At 39.2% G+C, this 21,891-nt stretch carries 18 protein-coding genes; 3 read left to right on the top strand and 15 right to left on the bottom strand.

The window, feature by feature from the left end; translation table 11 throughout:
- Positions 1–234: 234 nt before the first annotated feature.
- The 8 genes from U1E44_RS05250 to msrB form a co-directional block, all read right to left on the bottom strand.
- Complete coding sequence (locus U1E44_RS05250) at positions 235–1,686, bottom strand: SLC13 family permease (protein WP_322930002.1); 1,452 nt, start codon at positions 1,684–1,686, stop codon at positions 235–237.
- A 206-nt stretch (positions 1,687–1,892) separates the two neighbouring features.
- Entirely contained in the window at positions 1,893–2,645 is a 753-nt protein-coding gene (locus U1E44_RS05245) for an MvaI/BcnI restriction endonuclease family protein (RefSeq protein WP_322930001.1), read from the bottom strand.
- A gap of 132 nt (positions 2,646–2,777) precedes the next feature.
- On the bottom strand, positions 2,778–3,071 hold the full coding sequence (locus U1E44_RS05240; RefSeq protein ID WP_322930000.1) for a hypothetical protein: 294 nt from the start codon (positions 3,069–3,071) through the stop codon (positions 2,778–2,780).
- Positions 3,068–5,275 (bottom strand): DNA cytosine methyltransferase, encoded by a 2,208-nt coding sequence (locus U1E44_RS05235; protein ID WP_322929999.1) that lies wholly within the window; start codon positions 5,273–5,275, stop codon positions 3,068–3,070. The genes U1E44_RS05240 and U1E44_RS05235 overlap by 4 nt, the downstream gene beginning before the upstream one ends.
- Before the next feature lie 216 nt (positions 5,276–5,491).
- Positions 5,492–6,526 (bottom strand): agmatine deiminase family protein, encoded by a 1,035-nt coding sequence (locus tag U1E44_RS05230; RefSeq protein WP_322929998.1) that lies wholly within the window; start codon positions 6,524–6,526, stop codon positions 5,492–5,494.
- A 5-nt stretch (positions 6,527–6,531) separates the two neighbouring features.
- Positions 6,532–7,419: a carbon-nitrogen hydrolase gene (locus U1E44_RS05225; RefSeq protein WP_322929997.1), complete on the bottom strand. Its 888-nt coding sequence runs from the start codon at positions 7,417–7,419 to the stop codon at positions 6,532–6,534.
- A 233-nt stretch (positions 7,420–7,652) separates the two neighbouring features.
- Positions 7,653–8,201: a peptide-methionine (S)-S-oxide reductase MsrA gene (gene msrA / locus U1E44_RS05220; RefSeq protein ID WP_322929996.1), complete on the bottom strand. Its 549-nt coding sequence runs from the start codon at positions 8,199–8,201 to the stop codon at positions 7,653–7,655.
- A 1-nt stretch (position 8,202) separates the two neighbouring features.
- Positions 8,203–8,649, bottom strand: a complete 447-nt coding sequence (gene msrB / locus U1E44_RS05215; RefSeq protein ID WP_322929995.1) for a peptide-methionine (R)-S-oxide reductase MsrB — start codon at positions 8,647–8,649, stop codon at positions 8,203–8,205.
- 133 nt (positions 8,650–8,782) lie between these two features.
- On the opposite strand from msrB, the gene U1E44_RS05210 reads away from it, so the two are divergent.
- A complete protein-coding gene (locus U1E44_RS05210; protein WP_322929994.1) occupies positions 8,783–9,580 on the top strand; it encodes a DNA/RNA non-specific endonuclease in 798 nt (265 codons plus the stop codon).
- Here U1E44_RS05210 and rodA read toward each other — a convergent pair.
- The 7 genes from rodA to U1E44_RS05175 form a co-directional block, all read right to left on the bottom strand.
- The gene (rodA, locus tag U1E44_RS05205; protein ID WP_322929993.1) at positions 9,577–10,860 is read right to left on the bottom strand and encodes a rod shape-determining protein RodA; all 1,284 of its coding nucleotides are present in this window, start codon (positions 10,858–10,860) and stop codon (positions 9,577–9,579) included. The two genes, U1E44_RS05210 and rodA, sit on opposite strands and share 4 nt — an antisense overlap.
- Positions 10,850–12,718, bottom strand: a complete 1,869-nt coding sequence (locus U1E44_RS05200) for a peptidoglycan D,D-transpeptidase FtsI family protein (protein ID WP_322929992.1) — start codon at positions 12,716–12,718, stop codon at positions 10,850–10,852. The genes rodA and U1E44_RS05200 overlap by 11 nt, the downstream gene beginning before the upstream one ends.
- Positions 12,715–13,224, bottom strand: coding sequence for a hypothetical protein (locus tag U1E44_RS05195; RefSeq protein ID WP_322929991.1), 510 nt, complete (start codon positions 13,222–13,224; stop codon positions 12,715–12,717). The genes U1E44_RS05200 and U1E44_RS05195 overlap by 4 nt, the downstream gene beginning before the upstream one ends.
- A 16-nt stretch (positions 13,225–13,240) precedes the next feature.
- The gene (mreC, locus tag U1E44_RS05190) at positions 13,241–14,050 is read right to left on the bottom strand and encodes a rod shape-determining protein MreC (protein WP_322929990.1); all 810 of its coding nucleotides are present in this window, start codon (positions 14,048–14,050) and stop codon (positions 13,241–13,243) included.
- A 187-nt stretch (positions 14,051–14,237) separates the two neighbouring features.
- Positions 14,238–15,266: a rod shape-determining protein gene (locus U1E44_RS05185; protein WP_322929989.1), complete on the bottom strand. Its 1,029-nt coding sequence runs from the start codon at positions 15,264–15,266 to the stop codon at positions 14,238–14,240.
- Between the two features lie 54 nt (positions 15,267–15,320).
- Complete coding sequence (gene purH / locus U1E44_RS05180; RefSeq protein ID WP_322929988.1) at positions 15,321–16,850, bottom strand: bifunctional phosphoribosylaminoimidazolecarboxamide formyltransferase/IMP cyclohydrolase; 1,530 nt, start codon at positions 16,848–16,850, stop codon at positions 15,321–15,323.
- 93 nt (positions 16,851–16,943) lie between these two features.
- A complete protein-coding gene (locus tag U1E44_RS05175; protein WP_322929987.1) occupies positions 16,944–17,396 on the bottom strand; it encodes a GAF domain-containing protein in 453 nt (150 codons plus the stop codon).
- 123 nt (positions 17,397–17,519) lie between these two features.
- Between U1E44_RS05175 and U1E44_RS05170 the strand changes: the two genes are divergently transcribed.
- Together U1E44_RS05170 and U1E44_RS05165 are read left to right on the top strand one after the other, a co-directional pair.
- A complete protein-coding gene (locus U1E44_RS05170) occupies positions 17,520–17,939 on the top strand; it encodes an HYC_CC_PP family protein (RefSeq protein WP_416242047.1) in 420 nt (139 codons plus the stop codon).
- 98 nt (positions 17,940–18,037) lie between these two features.
- On the top strand, positions 18,038–21,883 hold the full coding sequence (locus U1E44_RS05165; protein WP_322929985.1) for an efflux RND transporter permease subunit: 3,846 nt from the start codon (positions 18,038–18,040) through the stop codon (positions 21,881–21,883).
- Positions 21,884–21,891 lie beyond the last annotated feature (8 nt).

Here is a 21,891-nt window from a genome sequence, read left to right as displayed (position 1 = left end):
GTTTTTTTATTTAGACCGCCATCATTATTGAAGACGAAAATGATGTAAAAAACAAATTTTGTGGGCACCTTTAAAGGCAGCGCATACCGCCAAAGCTAAATCATGGATATAGACAATCATTAAAAACAGCTTTTGCTTTAGCTTCTTAACGTGGGAACTGAAAAATAATGAAGAGGATCAGATAAAAATTTGGCAGTAACTATTGGTAAATACCCGTAATATTAAGACGAAAACTTAGCCGTTCAATACCCAAATCAGGGGTAAAATCCAGTACACAAAAATAGTAATCAGTATAATGGAGACTAGGTTGAGAAATATACCGGTTTTCATCATGTCCGGAATCCGTAAATAGCCAGATCCGAAAACTACTGCATTGGGCGGTGTGGCCACGGGCAACATAAAAGCGCAGGAAGCAGCTAACGTAGCACCCACCATAAGAATAAAGGGATTTACCTCTAATTTCGCTGCAACGGGTACTAAAACAGGCAACAACATGGCTGTGGTGGCTAGATTAGAAGTGATTTCGGTAAGAAAATTTACCATCAGCACAATAATAAACACCAAAACCAAAAGATGCATATGATCGAGCACAGCTACCTGATTTCCGATCCATGATGCCAACCCGCTAGAATCAAATCCACCGGCTATAGCAAGACCGCCTCCGAATAGTAATAAAATACCCCAAGGAAGACGTTCTGCTTCGGTCCAATGAAGTAATTGTCCGCCAATGTCTTTTTTCGAGGGAATTATAAAAAGTATAAAGGCAGCGATCATCGCAATAATAGTATCGTCTATACCCGGAATTAATTTGGCTAATACAAAACTCCGGGTCATCCAACTAAGGGCAGTAAAGATAAAAACAACTAAAATCCATTTTTCTTCTGTTGAAATTTTTCCAAGGGTTTTTAGTTGTTTTTTAATTTCCGCTTTGCCGCCGGGAAATGCTTGTTTATCTAGTGGAAATGCAAATTTAGTAAGGTATTGCCACGTTATAATAAGTAAGATTATACTTAGCGGAAAACCTACTTGGAACCATTGCAAAAATGTAATTTCAGTATTGTAAAATTTTTGAACTACCCCGGCAAAAATAATATTGGGTGGCGTACCTATAAGGGTCGCAATACCACCTATAGAAGCACTATAGGCAATAGCAAGCATTAACGCCTTCCCAAAAATTTGATTTTCATTTTTCACAGTATCCGGATGGTCTTCAAATTGTTTGACAATGGCCAAACCAATAGGCAACATCATAACTGCTGTGGCTGTATTTGAAATCCACATAGAAAGAAAGGCCGTAGCCAGCATAAACCCTAAAACAATTTTACTACTATTGGTGCCAATGTAATTAATAATGGTAAGTGCTATGCGTTTGTGTAGATTCCATTTTTCAATAGCGATAGATAAAATAAATCCGCCGATGTAGAGAAAAATATATTTATCGCCAAATGCTACAGTGGTTTCAGACAATGATAAGGCACCACTTAAGGGAAACAATACCACAGGCAACATGGAAGTTACGGCAATGGGTATCGCTTCCGTAATCCACCAAATGGCCACCCAAAGGGTTACTGCCAGTACTGCAATGCCTTGGTGGCTTAGACCGGCAGGATGAAAAAAGTTAAGGATGAGTGCATAGCTAAGAGGCCCTAATACTAAACCGATTCTTTTGGGGAACGACGGATTCATGGCAGTGAAATTTTTATGTTACGGACAACCACAACGCACAAATATAACAAGTTTCATGGGTTTATTGCGATTTGTCTTTTAATGGCGGTTGTAGGCTATTTTTGTGTTGATAACAGAACTACTTTGCAACGAATTAGTGCGTAATCGTCGTGGCTAGAGGATCCTAAGAAAACTTTTTGGGATGAGTGATAATTTCGGTTGGCATACTAAATCAAGTTATATTTTTCACTCGGAGGAAACAGCAAGTCAAGTCCTTTGGGTTTTATTTTAAATAGCGGACCTTTTTCTACTACTTTTCCTTTTGAGTTCTTTTTTATTAAATGGTCAAGGGTTATTATTCCTTGGTCAACAAGAATGTCGAATTGAGATGTAATTGGCTTTTTGGTGTGCTCTACAAGTGAATACTGGAAATGTTCCCGTCCATCTATGTAGGTGCTATCTGCTTCAACCCAGAATGTTTCCTTGTGTTTTTCTTTTAAACGACTGTGAAGTGTATCCAAAGTCCAGACTACAAAGTCGCCAACTTCAGGTTTATCTGAATTCTCAATGAGTTGTTTTATATCAGAGTCAAGTTTTAACGATAGCCCTTGTGAGTTTCGGGTTATTGCCGATACCGTACAATACAGTTTAAAATCATCTTCCCTATGATAACCAAATGCATCTAAAATTTCTGCCGAACTTTTGAATTTACTTAATGACCAGTCTGGCACTTGTCCAAACAAGTTTTTTCTGTTTGTTCGACTACTTCTAAATGATTTGAGTTCTATTCCTTTGTAGTCGGGTTGTTTGGATGAATTAATGTCAATTCCTAATGCGGTTTCCAAAGTTCTCCCAACAGAAGTGTCAGCTGCAACCATTGATGGAATAGATCCTGAACTGGCAACTTTTCTCAACATTGTCAGCAGTTCAAATGCTATTTCGCTGGCTTTACCATTAATCTCTGTAACGAGTTCTTTCAAAGGATTTACAAGGTTAGAGTTCAATAAAGATTCAACATTCAATTGAGTTAAATTGAAAATGTGAAACGACCCAGAATAGAAGATTAAAGCAACAATATCATTCGGATTAGCAACCTTTGTAAGTCCAGAAAATCAGGTTCTTGGGTCGCCCTTCTTTGTCTGCGGCCTGTATAATGAAGCGGTTGAGTTTATTATGCGGAAATCTTCATAAATCTTTGTGTCAATCTGTACTTTATTTTCAGGGCCTTGTCCTTGAATATCGTAATCGTGAATATTATTTTCTTTCAAGAAACTCCTAACAGAACCTGTGGCATCCATTATCGACTTTTTTAAACCTGTTTCTGTTGGTTCAATAAGTGCTAATGAAACTTGATTTTTTGTCAGTAGCTTTATTTTGGATTGTTCTGCTGGCGATAATACTCTCATTTAATATTTTTTAAAATCTCTGATGCTACTGCCCTTGCTAATAATGGTGGGACTGCATTACCAACCAACGTATATTGAGGGACTTCCGTTTTTCGGTTATTTCCACCAGTTGAACGTTTGCCTTGGAAAACAAAAGAATCGTCAAACGATTGCAATCGAGCCATTTCACGAACGGTCAATGCTCTTGGCGAATTGTAGTGAACATAATCATCAGGAATAGTCATTATGGTCGAACTCTGTTCATCTGGTTTTAAAACGTTATAATTTCTTTTATTTGAAGACAAACCACATTCTTCTAATTCACATTGGGCTTTTTTGTAATCCCCATTTTCCAAGATGATTTTTAGTCTTTTCACTACATCATCATTTTGATTACTTGTTTTGTGATTGTTGAGAATGTCGAAATACTTTTCTCCTTTTTGAAGTCCTTCAAAATTTCGAACATAGATTGGCTTTGTTTGAGGCTTATATCTTTCTATTAGACGACCTTCTTTAGACCATTCTGCAAATGATTTTCCAGATTTAGAATTTTCTTTTCCATCAATGGCTCTTTTTTTAAGAAGACTCATCATTTTTTTTGCTGTTCCATTGAACTGTTTTGAAATATCAACTAATTCATAATGGTGAGCTTCTTGGTTGTTTCCGATAAAGTCCAGATCATATAAAGCTTCAAATACAGTTACTTTTTCTTCTGGTTTAACAGTTGAAGGTATTTCGGAAATGAATTTTTGGTCTTTTCTACAGCCAATAAAAAGTACTCGTTCACGATTTTGAGGAACACCATAATTGGAAGCATTTGCTACAAATGGTTTTTCAATTTTGTAAAGCCTAATGCTTTCCAAAATACCTTTTAATCCTTCTCGTTCCTTTGCAGATGAAATGCTTAAGAGAGTTTCGACAGTTTCATCAAATGATGCCGTATAAATTTTCAGTGCTGTGATTATGTCCTTGCAATCTTTTTTATAGGTCGCAGGTACTTTCAGTTCATTAAACGCATTTTCTATTTGTTCAATAATACTGTCAGAACTTATATGAGTTAAAAATGAAGTGAATTGTTCAACAAAGGCATCACCGTCAACATTACAGTAATCCTTTTCTTTAATGATATCACGCTTTAGTTTTTCCCATTCCTTAGTACGTGCCAAAATATTAAATCCGTGTCTGATTGTGTTTATTCTGGAATCGGTTTTACTTGTTTTGTAGTCAGCTATTTTTGGAGTAAGTTGCTTAAATCGAGAATCTACAAATCGAATAAATTCTTCTCGACCAGTTTCTATTTCAGCATCTCTTAGCTTTTCAATTTCAACACGCTTTACAATACATTCAAGTAGAAAGCTGTTTTTATCAGACTTCATTTTTCTAATGAAAGAAACTAAAACGGGAATTTCGTTTGTGTCAACAATGGAATTAATTTCTCGGATAATTAAGTCTTTAATTTTTCCTTGTTCCTTTGTAAGAATGCCTTTCACATTCTCCATCACAAAGTATTTAGGTTGTAAAATCTTGATTACTTCAAGGTAATGTGAGAATAAATCATCTTTTTTATCAAATTTCTTTCGCTTTCCAGCAAGACTAAAACTTTGACAAGGAGGACCACCACAGACAACATCTATTTTTTTGTCTCCTATTTTTTGAAGAAAGTTATCGAGAAAATCAGGTTCAGTAATATCCTGCCTTAAAAATTCAGCATTTAGTCCGAGTTGATGATTATAACGAACAACGTGAGTTAATTCGCAATTTTCGTTTATGTCACTTGCAGCAATAAAATCAAAAAACTTATTATTAACTTCTGCTTGCAGAAATCCTTCACTGAATCCACCAGCTCCAGCAAATAAATCTACAAAAGTGAAAGGTTTCCCGTAAAGTGATACCTGCTCCTTCACAATATTAACAGAATGATTCTCTTTGTACCCTTCAATATGTTGGGTTAGTTTTTCTTTGATTTCTTCCTGTGAAAATGTTTTTTTATTAGAGTGGTGCAAAAGTTCGTCTGCACGTTCTTTTAAAAAGTTCAGATAGTGATTTATTTCAGCCGTTTCTGCTGAATAGTTTAACGCTTTTTGATTTTTCTTGTCAAAATTTTCTGTTGCAATTTTCTGTCCAGTAGCCAATTTGATTTGACTTCCGTTACAATTAATTCGCAGATGAATGGGGGCAAGACCTTTTTTGTCTGGTTTGTCGAGATAAAAATTAATTGTTGCCATATTTACGGACGATTTTGCGTACACGGACAAAATTACGGACAATATTTTAATGTACAACCAAACTAATCTTGCTTTTGAAATATATCGGCAAAGAATTTAGATTTTCGATTTTTTATGCGATTAAGTAGTTCCAATGTCCGGAACTCGTAGAATTAGTGTAGTTTTTTTCAGAATGAAAAGGACAGCGCCTATTCTAAGAACGAATATGAAATCTTCTTACAACGGAATCTGCTGGCTTAGACAATGTAAGGTGCCAAAGCCCCAAATGACATCAATACAGTTTATGCCTATAATTTCCCGATCCGGAAAGCAATTGCCCAAAATATTCAGGGCAACCCGGTCATTGGCATCATTAAAAGTAGGCACCAAAACACATTGGTTAATGATGAGGAAGTTGGCATAACTTGCCGGGAGCGGAATGCTGTCAAAAATAATTTTCTTGGGCATAGGGAGCGTCACTATATTCAGTGCCTTTCCGTTTTCCAAAGTGGCATTTTGCAAACGACTAAGGTTTTCTTGTAGCGGTTGGTAGTTCTTTTCCATGGTATTCTCTTCAACCACGGTAACCACAGTATGCTCGTTCACAAAACGGCACAAATCATCGATATGGCCATGGGTGTCATCGCCTACGATTCCCTTATCTAACCAAATTACATTGGTAATGCCCAGATATTCTTTAAAAATAGCTTCGTAATCCATTTTAGTAAATCCCGGGTTGCGTACCTGTATGGTGGGGTGTAATAAACACTCCTCGGAGGTAATCAGTGTTCCTTGGCCATTAACCTCCAACGCACCTCCTTCTAACACCACCTTTTTTCCTTTGTAGCACACAATTGTTAGGGGAATGTTGAGGTAGTTGGCTACTGTTTGGGGTACCTGCACATCTAAATGCCAATTGCGATATTTGGCCCATCCATTAAAATTGAAGTCTAACGCCTCTGAGTTTGTTCCATTTTTAACGATAATGGGCCCCGAGTCGCGCATCCAACTACGGTTAGTTTTTTGGATGATAAAGGTTATTTGGGTGAGGGTTGTATCTGCCAATTTTAGCATACTGCATACCTTGTCTTTTAGGGCAGTATTTTCTACCAATAAAAAGACCTTTTCGTAGGTACTTATCTTTTTGATATATTCTACAAAAGCCCATTGAACTGCTCCGTATTTTCTAGGCCAATCTTTACCATTTCCAGGAAAACATAAAAGAACGCCTTGTTGGGTTTCCCATTCTGCCGGGAATCTTCGCTCTGCCATATGCCTTAGTCAATAAACCGTTTGGTAATATCCCCAAAAGCATCAATTCTTCGGTCGCGGAAAAAGGGCCAATTTTGGCGTACATTTTCTTGCAGCTTTAAATCTACTTCAGCCAATAAAATTTCCTCTTTATCGGATGATGCCTGTGCTAATATTTCGCCTTGGGGGCCACAAATAAATGAATTTCCCCAAAACTCAATGCCATCGGTATGGGGTATATATTTTTCTAAACCTATACGGTTAGCCGCTGCCACGTACACTCCGTTGGCCACGGCATGGCCTTTCATAACATTCATCCAAGCCCCGTACTGATTGGTGCCAAATTGTTCTTTTTCAGAAGGATGCCAGCCAATGGCAGTAGGATAAAACAGCACCTCGGCACCCTTTAAGGCCGTAAGTCGGGCCGCTTCCGGATACCACTGATCCCAACAAATAAGAGTGCCTATATTGCCTTTTTGCGTTTTTATAGATTGAAAACCTAGGTCGCCCGGCGTAAAGTAGAATTTTTCATAAAAATAAGGATCATCGGGGATATGCATTTTACGATACAATCCGGCTTGCGAACCGTCTGTATTCAGTATATAAGCACTGTTGTGATAAATGCCCGATGCACGCTTTTCGAAAAAAGGAATAATAAGGACTACACCTAATTCCTTGGCTAGGGCACTAAAGGCGGTAAAGGAGATAGCGCCTAAAGGCTCCGCAAAAGCAAAATTGGAAACATCTTCACTTTGACAAAAATAATGGCTGCTGTAGAGTTCGGGGAGCGCTATTACCTCGGCACCTTGTTGGGCGGCTTTCCGAATCCAGTGAACGCATTTTTTTCTGTTTTCTTCGGCAGTGTTATTTAAACTTAGTTGAATAACAGCAATAGTATAGGTGTCTTTACCCATGAAAAAGAGGAATCTGATTTACGATTCAAATATACTAAAATATACACAGTGCAGGGAAAGAAATGCCTTCGTTACCGGTATGGATTCTTCCGTAGGTAAAGTTAATTTTGAGACTAAAAAGTAACTAATTGAAAATGGATTATGTGCCAAATAGAAAAGTGACCCTTAGTCACATCCTACTACATCACATTTTTTATGAGGTTGATGGGATGAAGGTTTAGCCCTGCGCAGTATTATTGTGATCCTTTAAGTGTGTTGGAATATAACTTTCGTAATTTGGCTAATTTGGGACTAATAACCATACGACAGTACCCTTGGGAAGCATTATTTTTATAATAATTTTGATGATCGGTCTCCGCCTCGTAAAAAATAACAGCCGGACTGAGTTCGGTGACAATAGGTGCGTTAAAAAAGGGAGCCATTTCCTTAAAAACATCTAGTGCACTTTGTTTTTGTGCTTCATTGTGATAATAAATTACAGAGCGGTACTGACTTCCTACATCCGCACCCTGACGGTTTAATGTGGTAGGGTCATGCGTGCTCATAAAAACCCGTAAGATAGTTTCATAGGAAATTTCATCCGGGAAAAACCTAAGTTGTACTGCTTCGGCGTGGCCGGTAAGGCCAGAACAAACTTCCCTGTAGGTAGGTTTGCCGGGTGCTTGCCCTCCGGTATAGCCCGAAACAACGCTTTCTATGCCTTTCAATTCTTGAAAAATAGCTTCGGTACACCAAAAACATCCACCACCTACGGTAGCTAATGCAGAAATTTTAGTAGCCATATTAAGGTTTTTCTATGAGTATGGATTCCGAATTAATACAATATCGTAGTCCGCTGGGTTCTGGACCATCCGGAAAAACATGACCCAAATGCGCATCGCAACTATTGCACATAACCTCTACCCGAACCATGCCAAAGGCCGTGTCCTTCTCGTATTTTATGGCGTTTTCTTTTATGGGTTGTGTAAAACTAGGCCATCCGGAATGCGAATCGTATTTAATGCTAGCATCAAATAACGGCGTATTACAACAGATGCACAGATATTTTCCTGCCTCATAGCTAGTACAATACAATCCACTATGCGGCATTTCTGTACCTTTTTTTCTGGTTATTTTATATTGCTCCGGGGTTAAGATTTTTTTCCATTCCCCATCATCCTTGAGAATTCTATTATCGGGATCGGGATTCCCGTTAACACTAAATCGGATGATGTCTTTCCAAGTAAGCATACCGTTTTTATTTGTTCCTTCAAGAATACAAAAATATAGGAGACTCTTTTCAGAATCAAATGTTATTTTTTACACTTATTTTTGCAGACCATCCCACATGGAGGGAAATTATTTTTTATTGAAGGCAACGATAATGAAACAAAAATATGTGTATCCAGTACTAATGGCTTTTGTGGTAGCTAGCTTTTGGGTATTTGATACCTACTATGCGCCCCGAACCAAACAGTATAAAACAACAAACCCTTCTGGTGCTATTGCGGCGGGTATATGGCCAAGTTCTACCACAGGTGCTATTGTGCATCATGCGTATTATGCCCTGTCTTACCATGAAAATTTTGAACAGGCAGAATGGGTTATTTATCGTTTGAGTAAAGAGCAACTTACGAATGACGACCGAAAAAGACCTTATTTTGAACAAGATCCGAAAGTCATCACCCAATCAGCGGATTGGCGTAATTACAAAGGAAGTGGATACGACCGGGGTCATTTATGTCCGGCCGGAGATCGAAGATTTTCCGAAGACGCCTATAATGAAACCTTTTATACCAGTAATATAAGTCCTCAAAAGCGAGATTTTAATGCCGGAATTTGGAATCGTTTGGAGCAAAAAGTGCGTCAATGGGGCAAGCAATACGTTACGTTATATGTAATTACCGCAGGTATCTTAAATAAAGATCTTTCTGTGATAGGTGAGGAGCAGGTTGCTGTACCCGATTATTTCTATAAAATTGTAGTACGCGACAATGGAGATGCACTAACATCGATTGCATTTTTGCTAAAACACGAAGAAAATAGGTCATCCTTACAACATTTTGTGGTGCCTGTTGATTCCATAGAACAGCTTAGTGGCATCGATTTTTTTAAGGAACTCCCCCATGAATTAGAAGCTATTTTGGAAAGTAAAACGAATATGTCCGATTGGCCGTTTTAATTCCACTCGTTTAATCTGTTGGCGTCTAGTTTTAGAAAGATAAACAGTAATATCGTAAAAAACAACAATCCAGAACCTCCATAACTAAAGAAGGGAAGAGGTATACCTATGGTAGGCAATAAACCAATAACCATTCCTACATTAATTACGTAGTGGATAAATAATATGGAAATAACGCCATAGCCGTACATACGACTAAAATCACTTTTTTGTCGTTCTGCCAAATGGAGCAAGCGCAACAACAAAATGGTAAACAAAAGAACCACGGCAGCGGTTCCAAAAAACCCCCATTCTTCACCTACAGTACTAAATATATAATCGGTATGTTGTTCGGGTACAAAATTGCCTTTTGTGCGCGTGCCTTCTAAAAATCCTTTTCCCCATAATCCTCCGGACTCAATAGCCTTTTCTGATTGATAGGTGTTATAACCAATTGTTTTTCGTATTTCCTCTATTTTTTCGGGATCTTTTTCCAGTCGCAACCACAAAGCAAAACGATCTCTATGGCGTTGCTCAAAAACAGAATTAAAAATAAAATTAACCGACAGGGAAAACAGAATGGAAATCACAAAAAAAAGCACTACCGAAAGGACAGGAATCTTAAAATCTTTCTTTTTTACCAAAAAGAAAAGCGCAATAAGTAAGGCCGATACAATAGCAATCCATATGGTGCCAAACATTAAAGTGAGTATAAAAATGATCATTAGTACGACACCTATGGCCAAATAAAACAAAGGAAATCCTTCCCTAAAAAGCACAAAAAGAAGGGCTAAGAACACTAAAGCGCTTCCAGGATCGGGTTGCGGCACAATAAGCACTATTGGGATAAGAATAAGGAGCAGGGCATAAAGTTGATCTTTATATCGTTTAATATCGGTCTGAATATCACTTAAATACTTTGCCAAGGCCAGACTGGTTGCTACTTTAGCAAATTCGGAAGGTTGAAGGTTAAAAAAACCAAGATTGTACCAAGAAGTGGCTCCGGCAATAGTTGTTCCAAAGACGTAAAGCCCCAACAAGGAAACCATAGAAAAGATATACATGACACTGGAAAAGCGCTCGTAGAACTGGGTTTCTAAAGCGAAGACTAATACAATAGCTATCAGGCTTACCCCAATAAAGAAAAGCTGTTTGCCATGTAAGGAAGTAAAGTTAAATACAGAGGAATTTGTTTCGGTAAACGTAGATGAATAAATATTGATCCAGCCTATTGCGACCAGTACGACATATAACAATACAATAAACCAGTCAATCCGGCCAAGGATGCTTTTACCAGACACGTTCGTTTATTTTGAAAGGTTGTCCGCTATACGGCTTGGCATATTCGTGCTCTAGGGTTTTTTCTAGCATTCTTTTTTCCAAATCTGTTCTCGTGATCTCTCCTTTGAGGTATTTTTCAATCAGTAGCGATGCAATATGTCCCGCATATCGGGCACCAAAATAACCATTTTCGATGTATACAGCCAAAACAATTTTTGGATTATCTACTGGGGCAAATGCCACAAATACAGAATGATCTGTTAGTTGCGTTCGTACCCCGTCAATTTTAGTGAAATTTTCTACGGTACCGGTTTTGCCTGCCGCAGTTATGCCCGGAATTTGAACTCCGCGAGCCGTGCCTTTCGTGAATACATCTGCCATTCCTTGAACCACGGGTTCAAAATGTTTTTTGTCTATAGTCGTATATTTTCGTGTGGTATAATTGGGGTCGTCTATATCGTCATCTCCTATTTTTTTTATAACATGGGGCGTGTAGTAGTGTCCGCGATTGGAAATGGCAGCGATCATATTGGCGAGCTGAATGGGTGTAAGCGCTACTTCTCCTTGTCCTATAGCATTAGATATAATGTATGAGGAAGACCAACGGTTATCACCGTAGACGTTGTCATAATATTCCTTATTAGGGATTCTACCGGGCCTCCCGGTTGGCAAATCATAGCCTAGAAATTGGCCTAATCCAAAACTTTTGGCATGTTTTTCCCACACATCCATACCTTCATCGGTCGTTGGAAAATGATCATATATTTTACGAAAAGCACCGGCAAAATAGGCATTGCACGATTTAAAAATACCGGTGTTTAAATCGCGAGTACCACCACCACAATGACACCCTCTCTTTTTGTTGCCTACATAAAATCCATTATAGCACTGAAAAGTGGTTTCGGGCCCTATAACTCCTTCTTGTAAGGCGATAAGGGCATTTAGGGTTTTAAAGGGCGAACCCGGAGAAGGTTCTGCTAAAATAGACCTGTCCCATGTGGGTTTGGCAATAGTATCGTAATACAGTTTTGTATAATTTTTAGAACGCTCTCTGCCTACTAATAATGACGGATCGTAGGTGGGACCAGAGATTAGGGCTAAAATTTCTCCTGTTCCAGGTTCTAGGGCAACTATACCGCCCCGTTTACCGTTCATTAACTTTTCACCATACTCCTGCAATGTTTTGTCTATAGTGAGGTAAATTTCTGTACCCTGATCGGGTAGCGTGTCCAGTTGGCCATTTTTATAGGGCCCAATGTCACGATTAAAACGGTCTTTCTGAATGTATTTTACCCCTTTTCTACCACGAAGTACATGTTCATACGATTTCTCTACTCCGGTTCTTCCTGTAAGTTCGCCGGCTACGTAATAGGGATTGTTTTTTAGGTCGTTATCGTTTACTTCGCTAATGTAACCCAATACATTGGCTCCACTTTGGGTAGCGTAGTAGCGCAACGTTCTTTTTTGGATATAGAAACCCTCATAGTGGCGCATTTTTTCTTGCAACCCCGCATAATCATCCTTGGAAAGCTGAGGTACTAATACAGAAGGAAGTCGCGGTGAGTAGTTTTTGGCCTTGGCTATAGTTTTGATAAACGTTTCTTTTTCTATACCCAAAAGCGCACAGAATTCTAAGGTATCCAGGGCCTTCACTTCTCTGGGAATCACCATAACATCGTACGCAGCCTGATTGGCTACTAAAAGTTCTCCATTACGATCAAAAATGTACCCGCGTTCCGGATAGTCGTAAATCGTCTTTATGGCCGGATCTTCTTTAACCTGATTCGGCGAAAAGCTAAAGATTTGCAAATACGAAAGTCGCCCGATGAAAGTGAATCCAATCAGTACTATAATGCTCGATAAAAGTATCTTTTTCATTCTTTTCGGGTACTAAAAAGTGAGCCTAATAAAAGACTAAGCACCATGGTTGCAATGCCTACGAGGAAAAATTTCTTTAAAATTAAAAACAAGTTACTAAAATTGAAAATTTCCAGCGAAAAGAAAACCAAATGATGCAATATAATTAATAACGCCAAAAACGTAATTTGTTGTAGTTTAGTGGCATTTGCTAGTTTAAAACTTTGAAATTCGAGATTCACACCAAAACAAAACCGCATGAGTATGGGTCTAAAATAGGCGATGGTTACGGTTGCGGCGGCGTGCAATGCCATCGTATCCGAAAATATATCTATTGTTAAGCCCAATAAAAAACATACACTAATAAATAGTCCCCTCTGTTCCTTTATAGGATACCAATACAGGAAAAGGATATATACCATGGGGTTAATATATCCAAAGAAATTAAGATGGTTAAAAATCAGCACTTGAACAAAAGCGAGCAATAAAAAACGTATGATAATAATAAAGGAGATGTTGTTTCCCATAAGCTTCCTTCTTGAGCTATTGTTGTTGCGATTCTAATTCTTTAATTTCACCTTTATTGAGATTTTCAATGATATATACATTTTTTATATTGGTCATATCATTAAATAGGGAAATGTCTATGGTATAGGCACTTTTAGCCGTGTTGAGATCAAATTTTCTAATGCGACCTATAGGTATGTTTTCGGGAAAAATGCTAGACATACCCCCCGTAACAATAGTGTCGCCAATGGTTAGTTTTACCAATCTAGGTACATCAATTAATTGCACCACGTTATATGCTTTTGTGTCCCAAACTAAAGAACCGTTATAATTGGTGTTTTTTATTTTAGCGTTAATGTTCGATTTTGTATTTAGAATACTCTGTACCGTTGCAAAATTGGCAGAAGTGTTTTCCACAATACCTAAAAGACCTTTGCTGGTTATCACACCCATATCTTGGGCTACACCGTCTTTACGACCTTTATTTAAGGTGATGTAGTTTTTTAGATGAGCGTAACTGTTTTTAATAACTTTTGCGGTCATTATGCGGTAGCTAAGTGCGGCTGTATCTATTTCAAAGGTTTCTAATTGAGGTAGATTGGCGAGCTGCTTTCGAAGTTGTTTGTTTTCTTCCAGTAAGGTTTGGTTTTCCACTTTCAAGTCAAAATAAGCAGTAATACTGCTCTGTGTCCTGTAGATGTTACCGCTAATCCAATTCGCAGAATTAAAAAATCGAGAGTTGTGATAAGAATGCGATTGTATCGTGAATACCAGTGCCAATAAAAACAAAAAGATATACAACAGAAAGTTTTTATACCTTATGATAAAATTGATAATCTGTTGCATTACCTAGTTTACGTTTTGGTGAATTCCAAGCGATACATGCTTTAAATGGAGCATCTTATCGCAACAAAAAATCGTGAGCCATTGCTTTGACTTTTTCTATATGGGTTGGTATTGTTCATTTTTTTTTAGTACTCACTCGCCTAAACCATTCAGGCAAGCAATCGATGTTTATAAGTATTAAAGCCCTTTATTTTATAAGGATACTTCTATATCGTTCCAAGTTTTTTAAAGCAATTCCCGTACCTCGTACTACCGCCCGCAACGGGTCTTCTGCAATGTAAACCGGTAAATCTGTTTTTTGCGATAAGCGTTTGTCTAAACCGCGAAGCATAGAACCCCCGCCTGCCATATAAATACCGGTATTATAAATGTCGGCTGCTAATTCTGGTGGTGTTTGCGATAGTGTTTCCATAACCGCATCTTCTACTCTTAGGATAGATTTGTCTAAAGCCTTCGAAATTTCTCGGTACGAAATCTGTACTTGTTTGGGTTTTCCTGTTAATAAATCCCGGCCTTGTACCGACATGTCTTCCGGAGGCGATTGTAAATCTTCCGTGGCAGAACCAATCTGTATTTTTATATTTTCGGCCGTACTTTCGCCAACATATAAATTGTGTTGGGTACGCATGTAATACACAATGTCGTTCGTAAATACGTCACCGGCAATTTTTACCGATTTGTCGCACACAATACCCCCAAGGGCAATAACTGCAATTTCGGTAGTACCTCCGCCAATATCTACAATCATATTTCCTTTGGGTTGCATAATATCTAACCCTATACCTATGGCTGCCGCCATGGGTTCATGTATTAAATAGACTTCTTTGCCATTTACCCGTTCCGCCGATTCTCGTACTGCACGCATTTCTACTTCGGTTATTCCCGAGGGAATGCAAATGACCATGCGGAGTGCGGGCGGAAACCATTTTTTCTTTAATGCCGGGATGTTCTTAATGAACATATTGATCATTTTTTCGGAAGCATCAAAATCGGCGATAACTCCATCTTTCAGCGGCCGTATGGTCTTGATATTTTCATGCGTTTTGCCTTGCATCATACTCGCTTCCTTACCAACAGCTATGATTTTTCCGCTTATGCGATCGCGCGCTACAATAGATGGACTGTCAACAACGACTTTATCCATATGAATAATAAGAGTATTGGCCGTGCCTAAGTCAATGGCTATTTCCTCGGTTAAGAAGTCAAAAAATCCCATAGTTTCGTTTGGTTTCGGGTTTAACGGTACATTTCATCGACAAAAGTAGTAAAATTAATGCTTAAAATGACGGGTGCCTGTCATTACCATAGCCACCCCATTTTCATTGCAATAGTCCACACTTAATTGATCTTTTATAGAGCCTCCAGGTTGTATGACACTCCCAATTCCGCTTTTGTGTGCAATTTCTACACAATCGGGGAAGGGAAAAAAAGCATCACTGGCCATAACGGCACCTTGGAGGTTAAATTGAAAGGAATTTGCTTTGTGAATGGCTTGGTTTAAGGCATCTACCCGTGAGGTCTGTCCGGTTCCGCTGGCACAGAGTTGTTTGTTCTTTGCTAAAACGATGGTATTGCTCTTCGTGTGCTTACATAGTTTAGAGGCAAAGATTAAATCGTCTAACTCTTGGGGCGAGGGTTTTTTATGGGTCACATAGGTTAAATCGGCCACGGCATCGGTTTTGTTGTCTTTTTCTTGAACCAAAAAGCCGTTTAAGCACGTGCGAACTACACTATTGGGCAGTTTAGCTTCATGATGTACGAGCAGAATTCGGTTTTTTTTCGTGACTAAGATGTCAATGGCTTCCTTTGCGAAACTTGGGGCAATGACCACCTCACAAAATAGATCGTTGATTTCGGTAGCGGTATTGGCATCCATTTCGGTATTGCAAATCAGAATACCGCCAAAGGCCGAAACAGGATCGCCAGCCAAGGCATCTATATAGGCCTGATGTAACGTGTCTCGGGTAGCCAAACCACATGCGTTATTGTGTTTTAAGATAGCAAAGGTAGGCGGGTCAATTTTAAATTCGTTTATTAAATTTACCGCAGCATCTACATCCAATAAATTGTTGTACGAAAGTTCTTTGCCATGAAGTTTGGTAAACATAGTGTCAAAATCACCAAAGAAAAATCCTTTTTGATGGGGGTTTTCGCCATAGCGCAATTCCTGACCCTTTTGTTCGCTTATTTTAAGTTTGGTTAATGCGGTATTCAGATTAAAATAAGTAAAGATAGCCGTATCATAATGGGAAGAAACGTCGAAAGCCTTGGTGGCAAAACGTCGGCGTGCTTCTAAGGTAGTACTACCATTACCTACGGTAATCAAATTTAAAAATTCTGCATAATCATCCATAGAAGAAACACAGAGCACATCTTTGTAATTTTTGGCTGCGGCCCGGATAAGTGAGATGCCCCCAATATCAATTTTTTCAATAATATCTTGCTCTGTAGCACCACTGGCGACCGTTTTTTCAAAAGGATAAAGATCTACAATAACAATGTCTAATGACGGTATTTCATATTCCTTCATCTGTGCCGCATCGGAGGGGTTGTCGCTTCGGTTAAGAATTCCTCCAAATACCTTGGGATGAAGCGTCTTTACCCTTCCACCTAAAATAGACGGATAGCTGGTAAGGTCTTCCACAGGTATAACATCAATACCCAGTTCTTTAATAAATTGCTCTGTGCCTCCAGTGGAATATAGGGTTATGCCTAATTGATCTAATTTTCGTACTACGGGTTCCAGTCCCTCCTTATGAAATACCGATATAAGTGCTGCCGTTGCTTTTTTAGTGCTCATTATGAATTTGTTGTCGTATTGGTTTTAAGCAGGTAAAAGTACTTTTTTTGAAAGTATAAAACCGCCACGGTTATCAACAAAATCAGAAAAGTTTTAAAGAATTTCAGCTATTTTTTGATTAACGAATTCTAGAAAGCGTTCATCTGCTTCTGTAAAAGGATCCAAGGTGTCTGAATCGATATCGATCTGACCTATGTTTTGGCCATTGACAAAAATTGGAACCACAATTTCGGACTTCACCGAGATACTACAAGCAATATAATTGTCTTGCGCGTTAACATCGGGAACAACGAAATTTTTATTAGAAATGGCCACTTGGCCGCAAATACCTTTCCCAAAGGGAATAATGTCATGATCCGTGGGCGCACCGGCGTAAGGGCCTAATTTTAATTCTTCTTTTGTGCCATTTTTAAAGTAAAATCCAACCCAATCATAATGAGGAATTTCGTTTTTTAGAAGCCTACAAAGCTGTTGCAATCTATCGTTAACAGATAGGTTATTTTGATTAAGAAGCGTTATTATTTGAGGGCGTAGTGTTTGAAACATAATCTATTTTTTGCAAAATTAAGAAAAAGGAAACTGCTAAATACGTGCTTATCAGATAATAAAACCCACAATTATTAGTTAACATTTAAAACGTTTGACTAGTATTTTGTACTTTTGTAGCGAATGATAATGCGTTGTGTACATAAAATCGTTGCAGTAACCATGGCAGTTATGCTATTGGCCTCTACTACCTATTGGATGGTAGACAAGCATTATTGTATGGGGCATTTAATGGATATGGCCTTTTTTAAAAATGCTGTACCTTGCGATATGGCCATGCAAATGGATCATGAAGCTGATCACGGTATTCAAGAGGTGTCCTCGTGCTGTAGTGATGAACTTATTGTGGTAGATGGTCAAGACCATTTAAAACAGGCTTTTAATGATATTAGTGCAAGCCAACACCTCTTTTTGGTTGCCTATACGTATGCCTATTTGGATTTTTTAGAGGGAACTATAAGGCAACCGATACCGCATGAACATTACCCACCTCCTTTACTCATTAAAGACCGTCTTATTCTAGATCAGGTTTTTCGTATTTGATACACATTGTAAAAAGCAGACCTCGTTAATTTTTTAACGGGGCTATGGCATTTTGTGCCCTAGAACACCTCATTTAGGTTCTTTTACAATGTATGATCATGTTAAATAAGGCGATAAAATACTTTTTAGAAAATAAGGTAGTTACGGTGCTCATTTTGGTGGCATTGGTAACTTGGGGCATAATTACGTCCCCCTTTAATTGGGATATTGGTTTTTTACCAAAGGATCCGGTTCCCGTAGATGCCATTCCGGATATTGGAGAAAATCAGCAGATTGTTTTTACCCAATGGCCCGGACGTTCCCCTCAGGATATTGAAGATCAAATTTCGTATCCCATGACTACCTATTTATTGGGAATCCCCGGGGTGAAAACCATTCGCAGCTCTTCCATGTTCGGATTTTCCAGTATCTATATTATTTTTAAGGATGAGGTAGAATTTTATTGGTCGCGCTCCAGAATTTTAGAAAAACTAAATGCATTACCCGCAGGCATACTTCCCGAAGGGGTAACACCCTCTCTAGGTCCCGATGCCACAGCCTTGGGACAGGTGTATTGGTATACATTAGAAGGAAGAGATAAAGATAATAAGCCTACCGGAGGTTGGGATCTACAGGAAATACGTACCGTACAAGATTTTTATGTGAAGTACGGTTTAAATGCCGCAGAAGGTGTATCCGAAGTAGCTTCCATCGGTGGGTATATTCAAGAATATCAGATTGATGTAAACCCGGATGCCCTTAAAGCCTATAATATTCCACTGAACAGCGTCATGCTAGCGGTTCAGAAATCGAACAGGGATGTAGGCGCAAAGACGATTGAAATCAATCAGGCCGAATATTTGGTTCGTGGATTGGGCTATGTGAAAAATATTGAAGATCTGGAAAAGGCTGTAGTAGGTGTGCAGCAGAACGTGCCCATTCGCATCAAAGATATTGGCGTAGTAAGTTTAGGACCTGCTACGCGCAGAGGTATGTTAGACAAGGGTGGAGCTGAGGCTGTTGGTGGAGTAGTGGTGGCTCGGTATGGTTCTAATCCCTTAGAAGTAATCAATAACCTTAAGGAAAAAATTAAGGAAATTGCGCCTGGCCTTCCTAAAAAAACCTTGGCCAATGGCGTGGAAAGCCAACTTACTATAGTACCGTTCTACGATCGCACTCAATTAATACAAGAAACCATTGGCACATTAGAAAATGCGCTTTCGCACGAAATCCTTATCAGCATTATAGTGGTGTTGCTTTTGGTGCTAAACTTAAGGGCGTCGTTAATCATCTCCGGATTATTACCCATTGGTGTATTAATGACATTCATCGTAATGCGGTATGCCGGGGTAGATGCCAATGTAGTGGCACTTTCGGGTATCGCTATTGCTATTGGGGTTATGGTAGATGTAGGGATTGTATTTGTAGAGAATATCATTCGTCATTTGGCATTGCCAGAAAATAAGGACGCCAAAGGAAAAGAATTGTTACAGGTAATTTATAAGGGTACTACCGAAGTAGCATCGGCCATAACCACAGCTTTAGCTACCACTGTAGTGAGTTTTGTGCCGGTATTTGCCATGGAAGCAGCAGAAGGTAAACTGTTTAGACCCTTGGCATTTACAAAAACTTTTGCTCTGCTCAGTGCCTTTATACTTGGCATTATAGTGCTTCCCGCTCTGGCTCATTTTGTTTTCGGAATAAACTACGACAAGAAAAGAGTGCGCCGTTTTTGGAGTATTCTATTGGTAGTGAGTGGTATCGTCTTTGCGATTTCTGCGCACATGCTATTACCGCTGGTAGTTACCTTAATCGGCATTAATAATTATTTGGAACCTCAATGGTCCGAGAAGTGGAAGGCCTACCCTAATTACATCAATTTAGGACTCACCGTGTTTGTCGCTTCTTTTTTTCTTACTCAAGAGTGGATGCCTTTAGGACCCCAAAATGGAATTGGGGTGAACTATTTTTTTGTATTGCTTTTAATAGGTCTTATTCTGATGGCCTTAATGGCTATAGTACGTTTTTACGAACCCATATTACAATGGTGTTTGGAAAACAAAGGTAAGTTTATGCTCCTTCCTTTTATAACCCTATTTTTTGGCGTGCTCATCTGGATTGGTTTTGAAAGTACGTTCGGGTTTGTGGAGAGCGGATTTGAAAAAATAGGGTGGAAAAACGTGAGGCAAACCACTATTTGGAGTGCTTCGGCGCATCGTTTTCCGGGAATTGGATCAGAATTTATGCCCACCTTAAATGAAGGAAGTTACCTTTTAATGCCTAGTGCAATGCCCCATTCCGGGGTTGCGTACAACAGCGAGGTGGTAAGTAAATTAGACATGGTGCTCAATGGTATACCCGAGGTAGATTTAGCCGTAGGCAAGGTAGGCCGAGTAGAATCAGCACTAGATCCTGCTCCCATATCTATGTATGAAAACATCATTACCTACAAACCCGAATATATTCTGAACGCGTTAGGGCATCGGATGCGATTTAAGGTGGATAGAAAATCGCGTTTCATTACGCGGAATAAAGACACGCTTACCCACGCCGAGGCATTAAAAATCGGTATTTCTGAAAAAGAGCTTATAGAAGATCGTAAGGGGGAATTTTTTAGAAACTGGCGGACACATATCAAATCGCCCGATGATATCTGGGATGAAATTGTACAAGTAACTAAAATACCCGGTGTTACATCTGCACCAAAATTACAGCCCATAGAAACACGGTTGGTGATGCTGCAAACAGGCATGCGGGCGCCTATGGGGATTAAAGTTTATGGCCCGGATTTGGCTACTATTGAAGCCTTTGGGATGCAATTGGAAGCCATTTTAAAAGAAGTAGGATCGGTGAAAAGTGAAGCCGTTTTTGCCGATAGAATTGTAGGAAAACCCTATATACATCTTACTATTAACCGCGATGAAATAGGTCGGTTTGGTCTTAGTGTAGAAGATGTGCAACAGAGCATTGAAACCGCTATTGGAGGCATGCAGGTATCGGCTACGGTAGAAGGAAGGGAACGTTTTCCTATTCGGGTGCGGTATCCCAGAGAACTCAGAGATAGCCCGGAGGCCATTGGTGCTATTTTAATTGCTACGCCTGTGGGTGCCCAAATACCCTTATCGCAGGTCCTAACTATTGACTATGTCCGTGGGCCGCAAGCAATTAAGAGCGAAAATAGTTTTTTAGTAGGCTATGTCCTTTTTGACAAGCGAAATGGCTTTGCGGAAGTCGAGGTGGTAGAAGATGCACAAGCCGCAATTATAAGAAAAATTGATTCTGGCGAGTTGGTCGTTCCAGCTGGAATTAATTATTCATTTTCCGGAAGTTATGAAAATCAGATAAGAGCGGCAAAAAGACTTTCTATTGTAATCCCTATAAGTTTAATCGTTATTTTTCTGTTGCTCTTTTTTCAGTTCAAGACAATTATTGCGTCATCCATTCATTTTTCAGGTGTTTTTGTTGCATTTGCAGGCGGGTTTATAATGATTTGGCTCTACGGACAGGATTGGTTTTTAAATTTTTCGGTGTCCGGGGTACATATGCGCGATTTGTTTCAAATGCATACGGTTAATCTTAGTGTTGCAGTTTGGGTAGGTTTTGTAGCACTTTTTGGTATCGCTACAGATGATGGCGTACTCATGGGAACCTATATTCATCAGGTGTTTGAAGAGCGGAAACCGGATACTATAGCAGGTGTAAGAGAAGCGGTCGTAGTGGCAGGAAAAAAAAGGGTGCGCCCGGCCATGATGACGACCGCCGTAACCATTATAGCCTTGTTGCCGGTACTAACATCTACCGGAAAGGGTGCCGATATTATGATCCCCATGGCCATACCCACTTTTGGGGGAATGTTGATACAGCTTATGACCATATTTGTGGTACCGGTGCTTCAATCGTTTTGGAGGGAAACCGTGATAAAAAATCAACTACGAAAAGAAATAAAGGAATCTCGAAATCGTTAAATAATGAA

The organism is Aurantibrevibacter litoralis (genome assembly GCF_034651555.1).
Lineage (GTDB): Bacteria > Bacteroidota > Bacteroidia > Flavobacteriales > Flavobacteriaceae > Aurantibrevibacter > Aurantibrevibacter litoralis.
The sequence above is the reverse complement of the archived record's forward strand: the minus strand, read 5'-3'. Positions and strand labels throughout refer to the sequence as shown.

Excerpts from the sequence above, each read along its gene's own strand:
- msrB (WP_322929995.1), bottom strand. The coding sequence starts at position 8,649 with ATGCTTACTTGGAAAGACATCATCCGATTTAGTGTTAACGGGAATCCC.
- msrA (WP_322929996.1), bottom strand. The coding sequence starts at position 8,201 with ATGGCTACTAAAATTTCTGCATTAGCTACCGTAGGTGGTGGATGTTTT.
- U1E44_RS05240 (WP_322930000.1), bottom strand. The coding sequence starts at position 3,071 with ATGAGAGTATTATCGCCAGCAGAACAATCCAAAATAAAGCTACTGACA.
- U1E44_RS05165 (WP_322929985.1), top strand. The coding sequence starts at position 18,038 with ATGTTAAATAAGGCGATAAAATACTTTTTAGAAAATAAGGTAGTTACG.
- U1E44_RS05210 (WP_322929994.1), top strand. The coding sequence starts at position 8,783 with ATGAAACAAAAATATGTGTATCCAGTACTAATGGCTTTTGTGGTAGCT.
- U1E44_RS05170 (WP_416242047.1), top strand. The coding sequence starts at position 17,520 with ATGATAATGCGTTGTGTACATAAAATCGTTGCAGTAACCATGGCAGTT.
- U1E44_RS05250 (WP_322930002.1), bottom strand. The coding sequence starts at position 1,686 with ATGAATCCGTCGTTCCCCAAAAGAATCGGTTTAGTATTAGGGCCTCTT.
- U1E44_RS05195 (WP_322929991.1), bottom strand. The coding sequence starts at position 13,224 with ATGGGAAACAACATCTCCTTTATTATTATCATACGTTTTTTATTGCTC.
- U1E44_RS05185 (WP_322929989.1), bottom strand. The coding sequence starts at position 15,266 with ATGGGATTTTTTGACTTCTTAACCGAGGAAATAGCCATTGACTTAGGC.
- purH (WP_322929988.1), bottom strand. The coding sequence starts at position 16,850 with ATGAGCACTAAAAAAGCAACGGCAGCACTTATATCGGTATTTCATAAG.
- U1E44_RS05225 (WP_322929997.1), bottom strand. The coding sequence starts at position 7,419 with ATGGGTAAAGACACCTATACTATTGCTGTTATTCAACTAAGTTTAAAT.
- U1E44_RS05175 (WP_322929987.1), bottom strand. The coding sequence starts at position 17,396 with ATGTTTCAAACACTACGCCCTCAAATAATAACGCTTCTTAATCAAAAT.
- U1E44_RS05200 (WP_322929992.1), bottom strand. The coding sequence starts at position 12,718 with ATGAAAAAGATACTTTTATCGAGCATTATAGTACTGATTGGATTCACT.
- U1E44_RS05230 (WP_322929998.1), bottom strand. The coding sequence starts at position 6,526 with ATGGCAGAGCGAAGATTCCCGGCAGAATGGGAAACCCAACAAGGCGTT.
- U1E44_RS05235 (WP_322929999.1), bottom strand. The coding sequence starts at position 5,275 with ATGGCAACAATTAATTTTTATCTCGACAAACCAGACAAAAAAGGTCTT.
- mreC (WP_322929990.1), bottom strand. The coding sequence starts at position 14,050 with ATGCAACAGATTATCAATTTTATCATAAGGTATAAAAACTTTCTGTTG.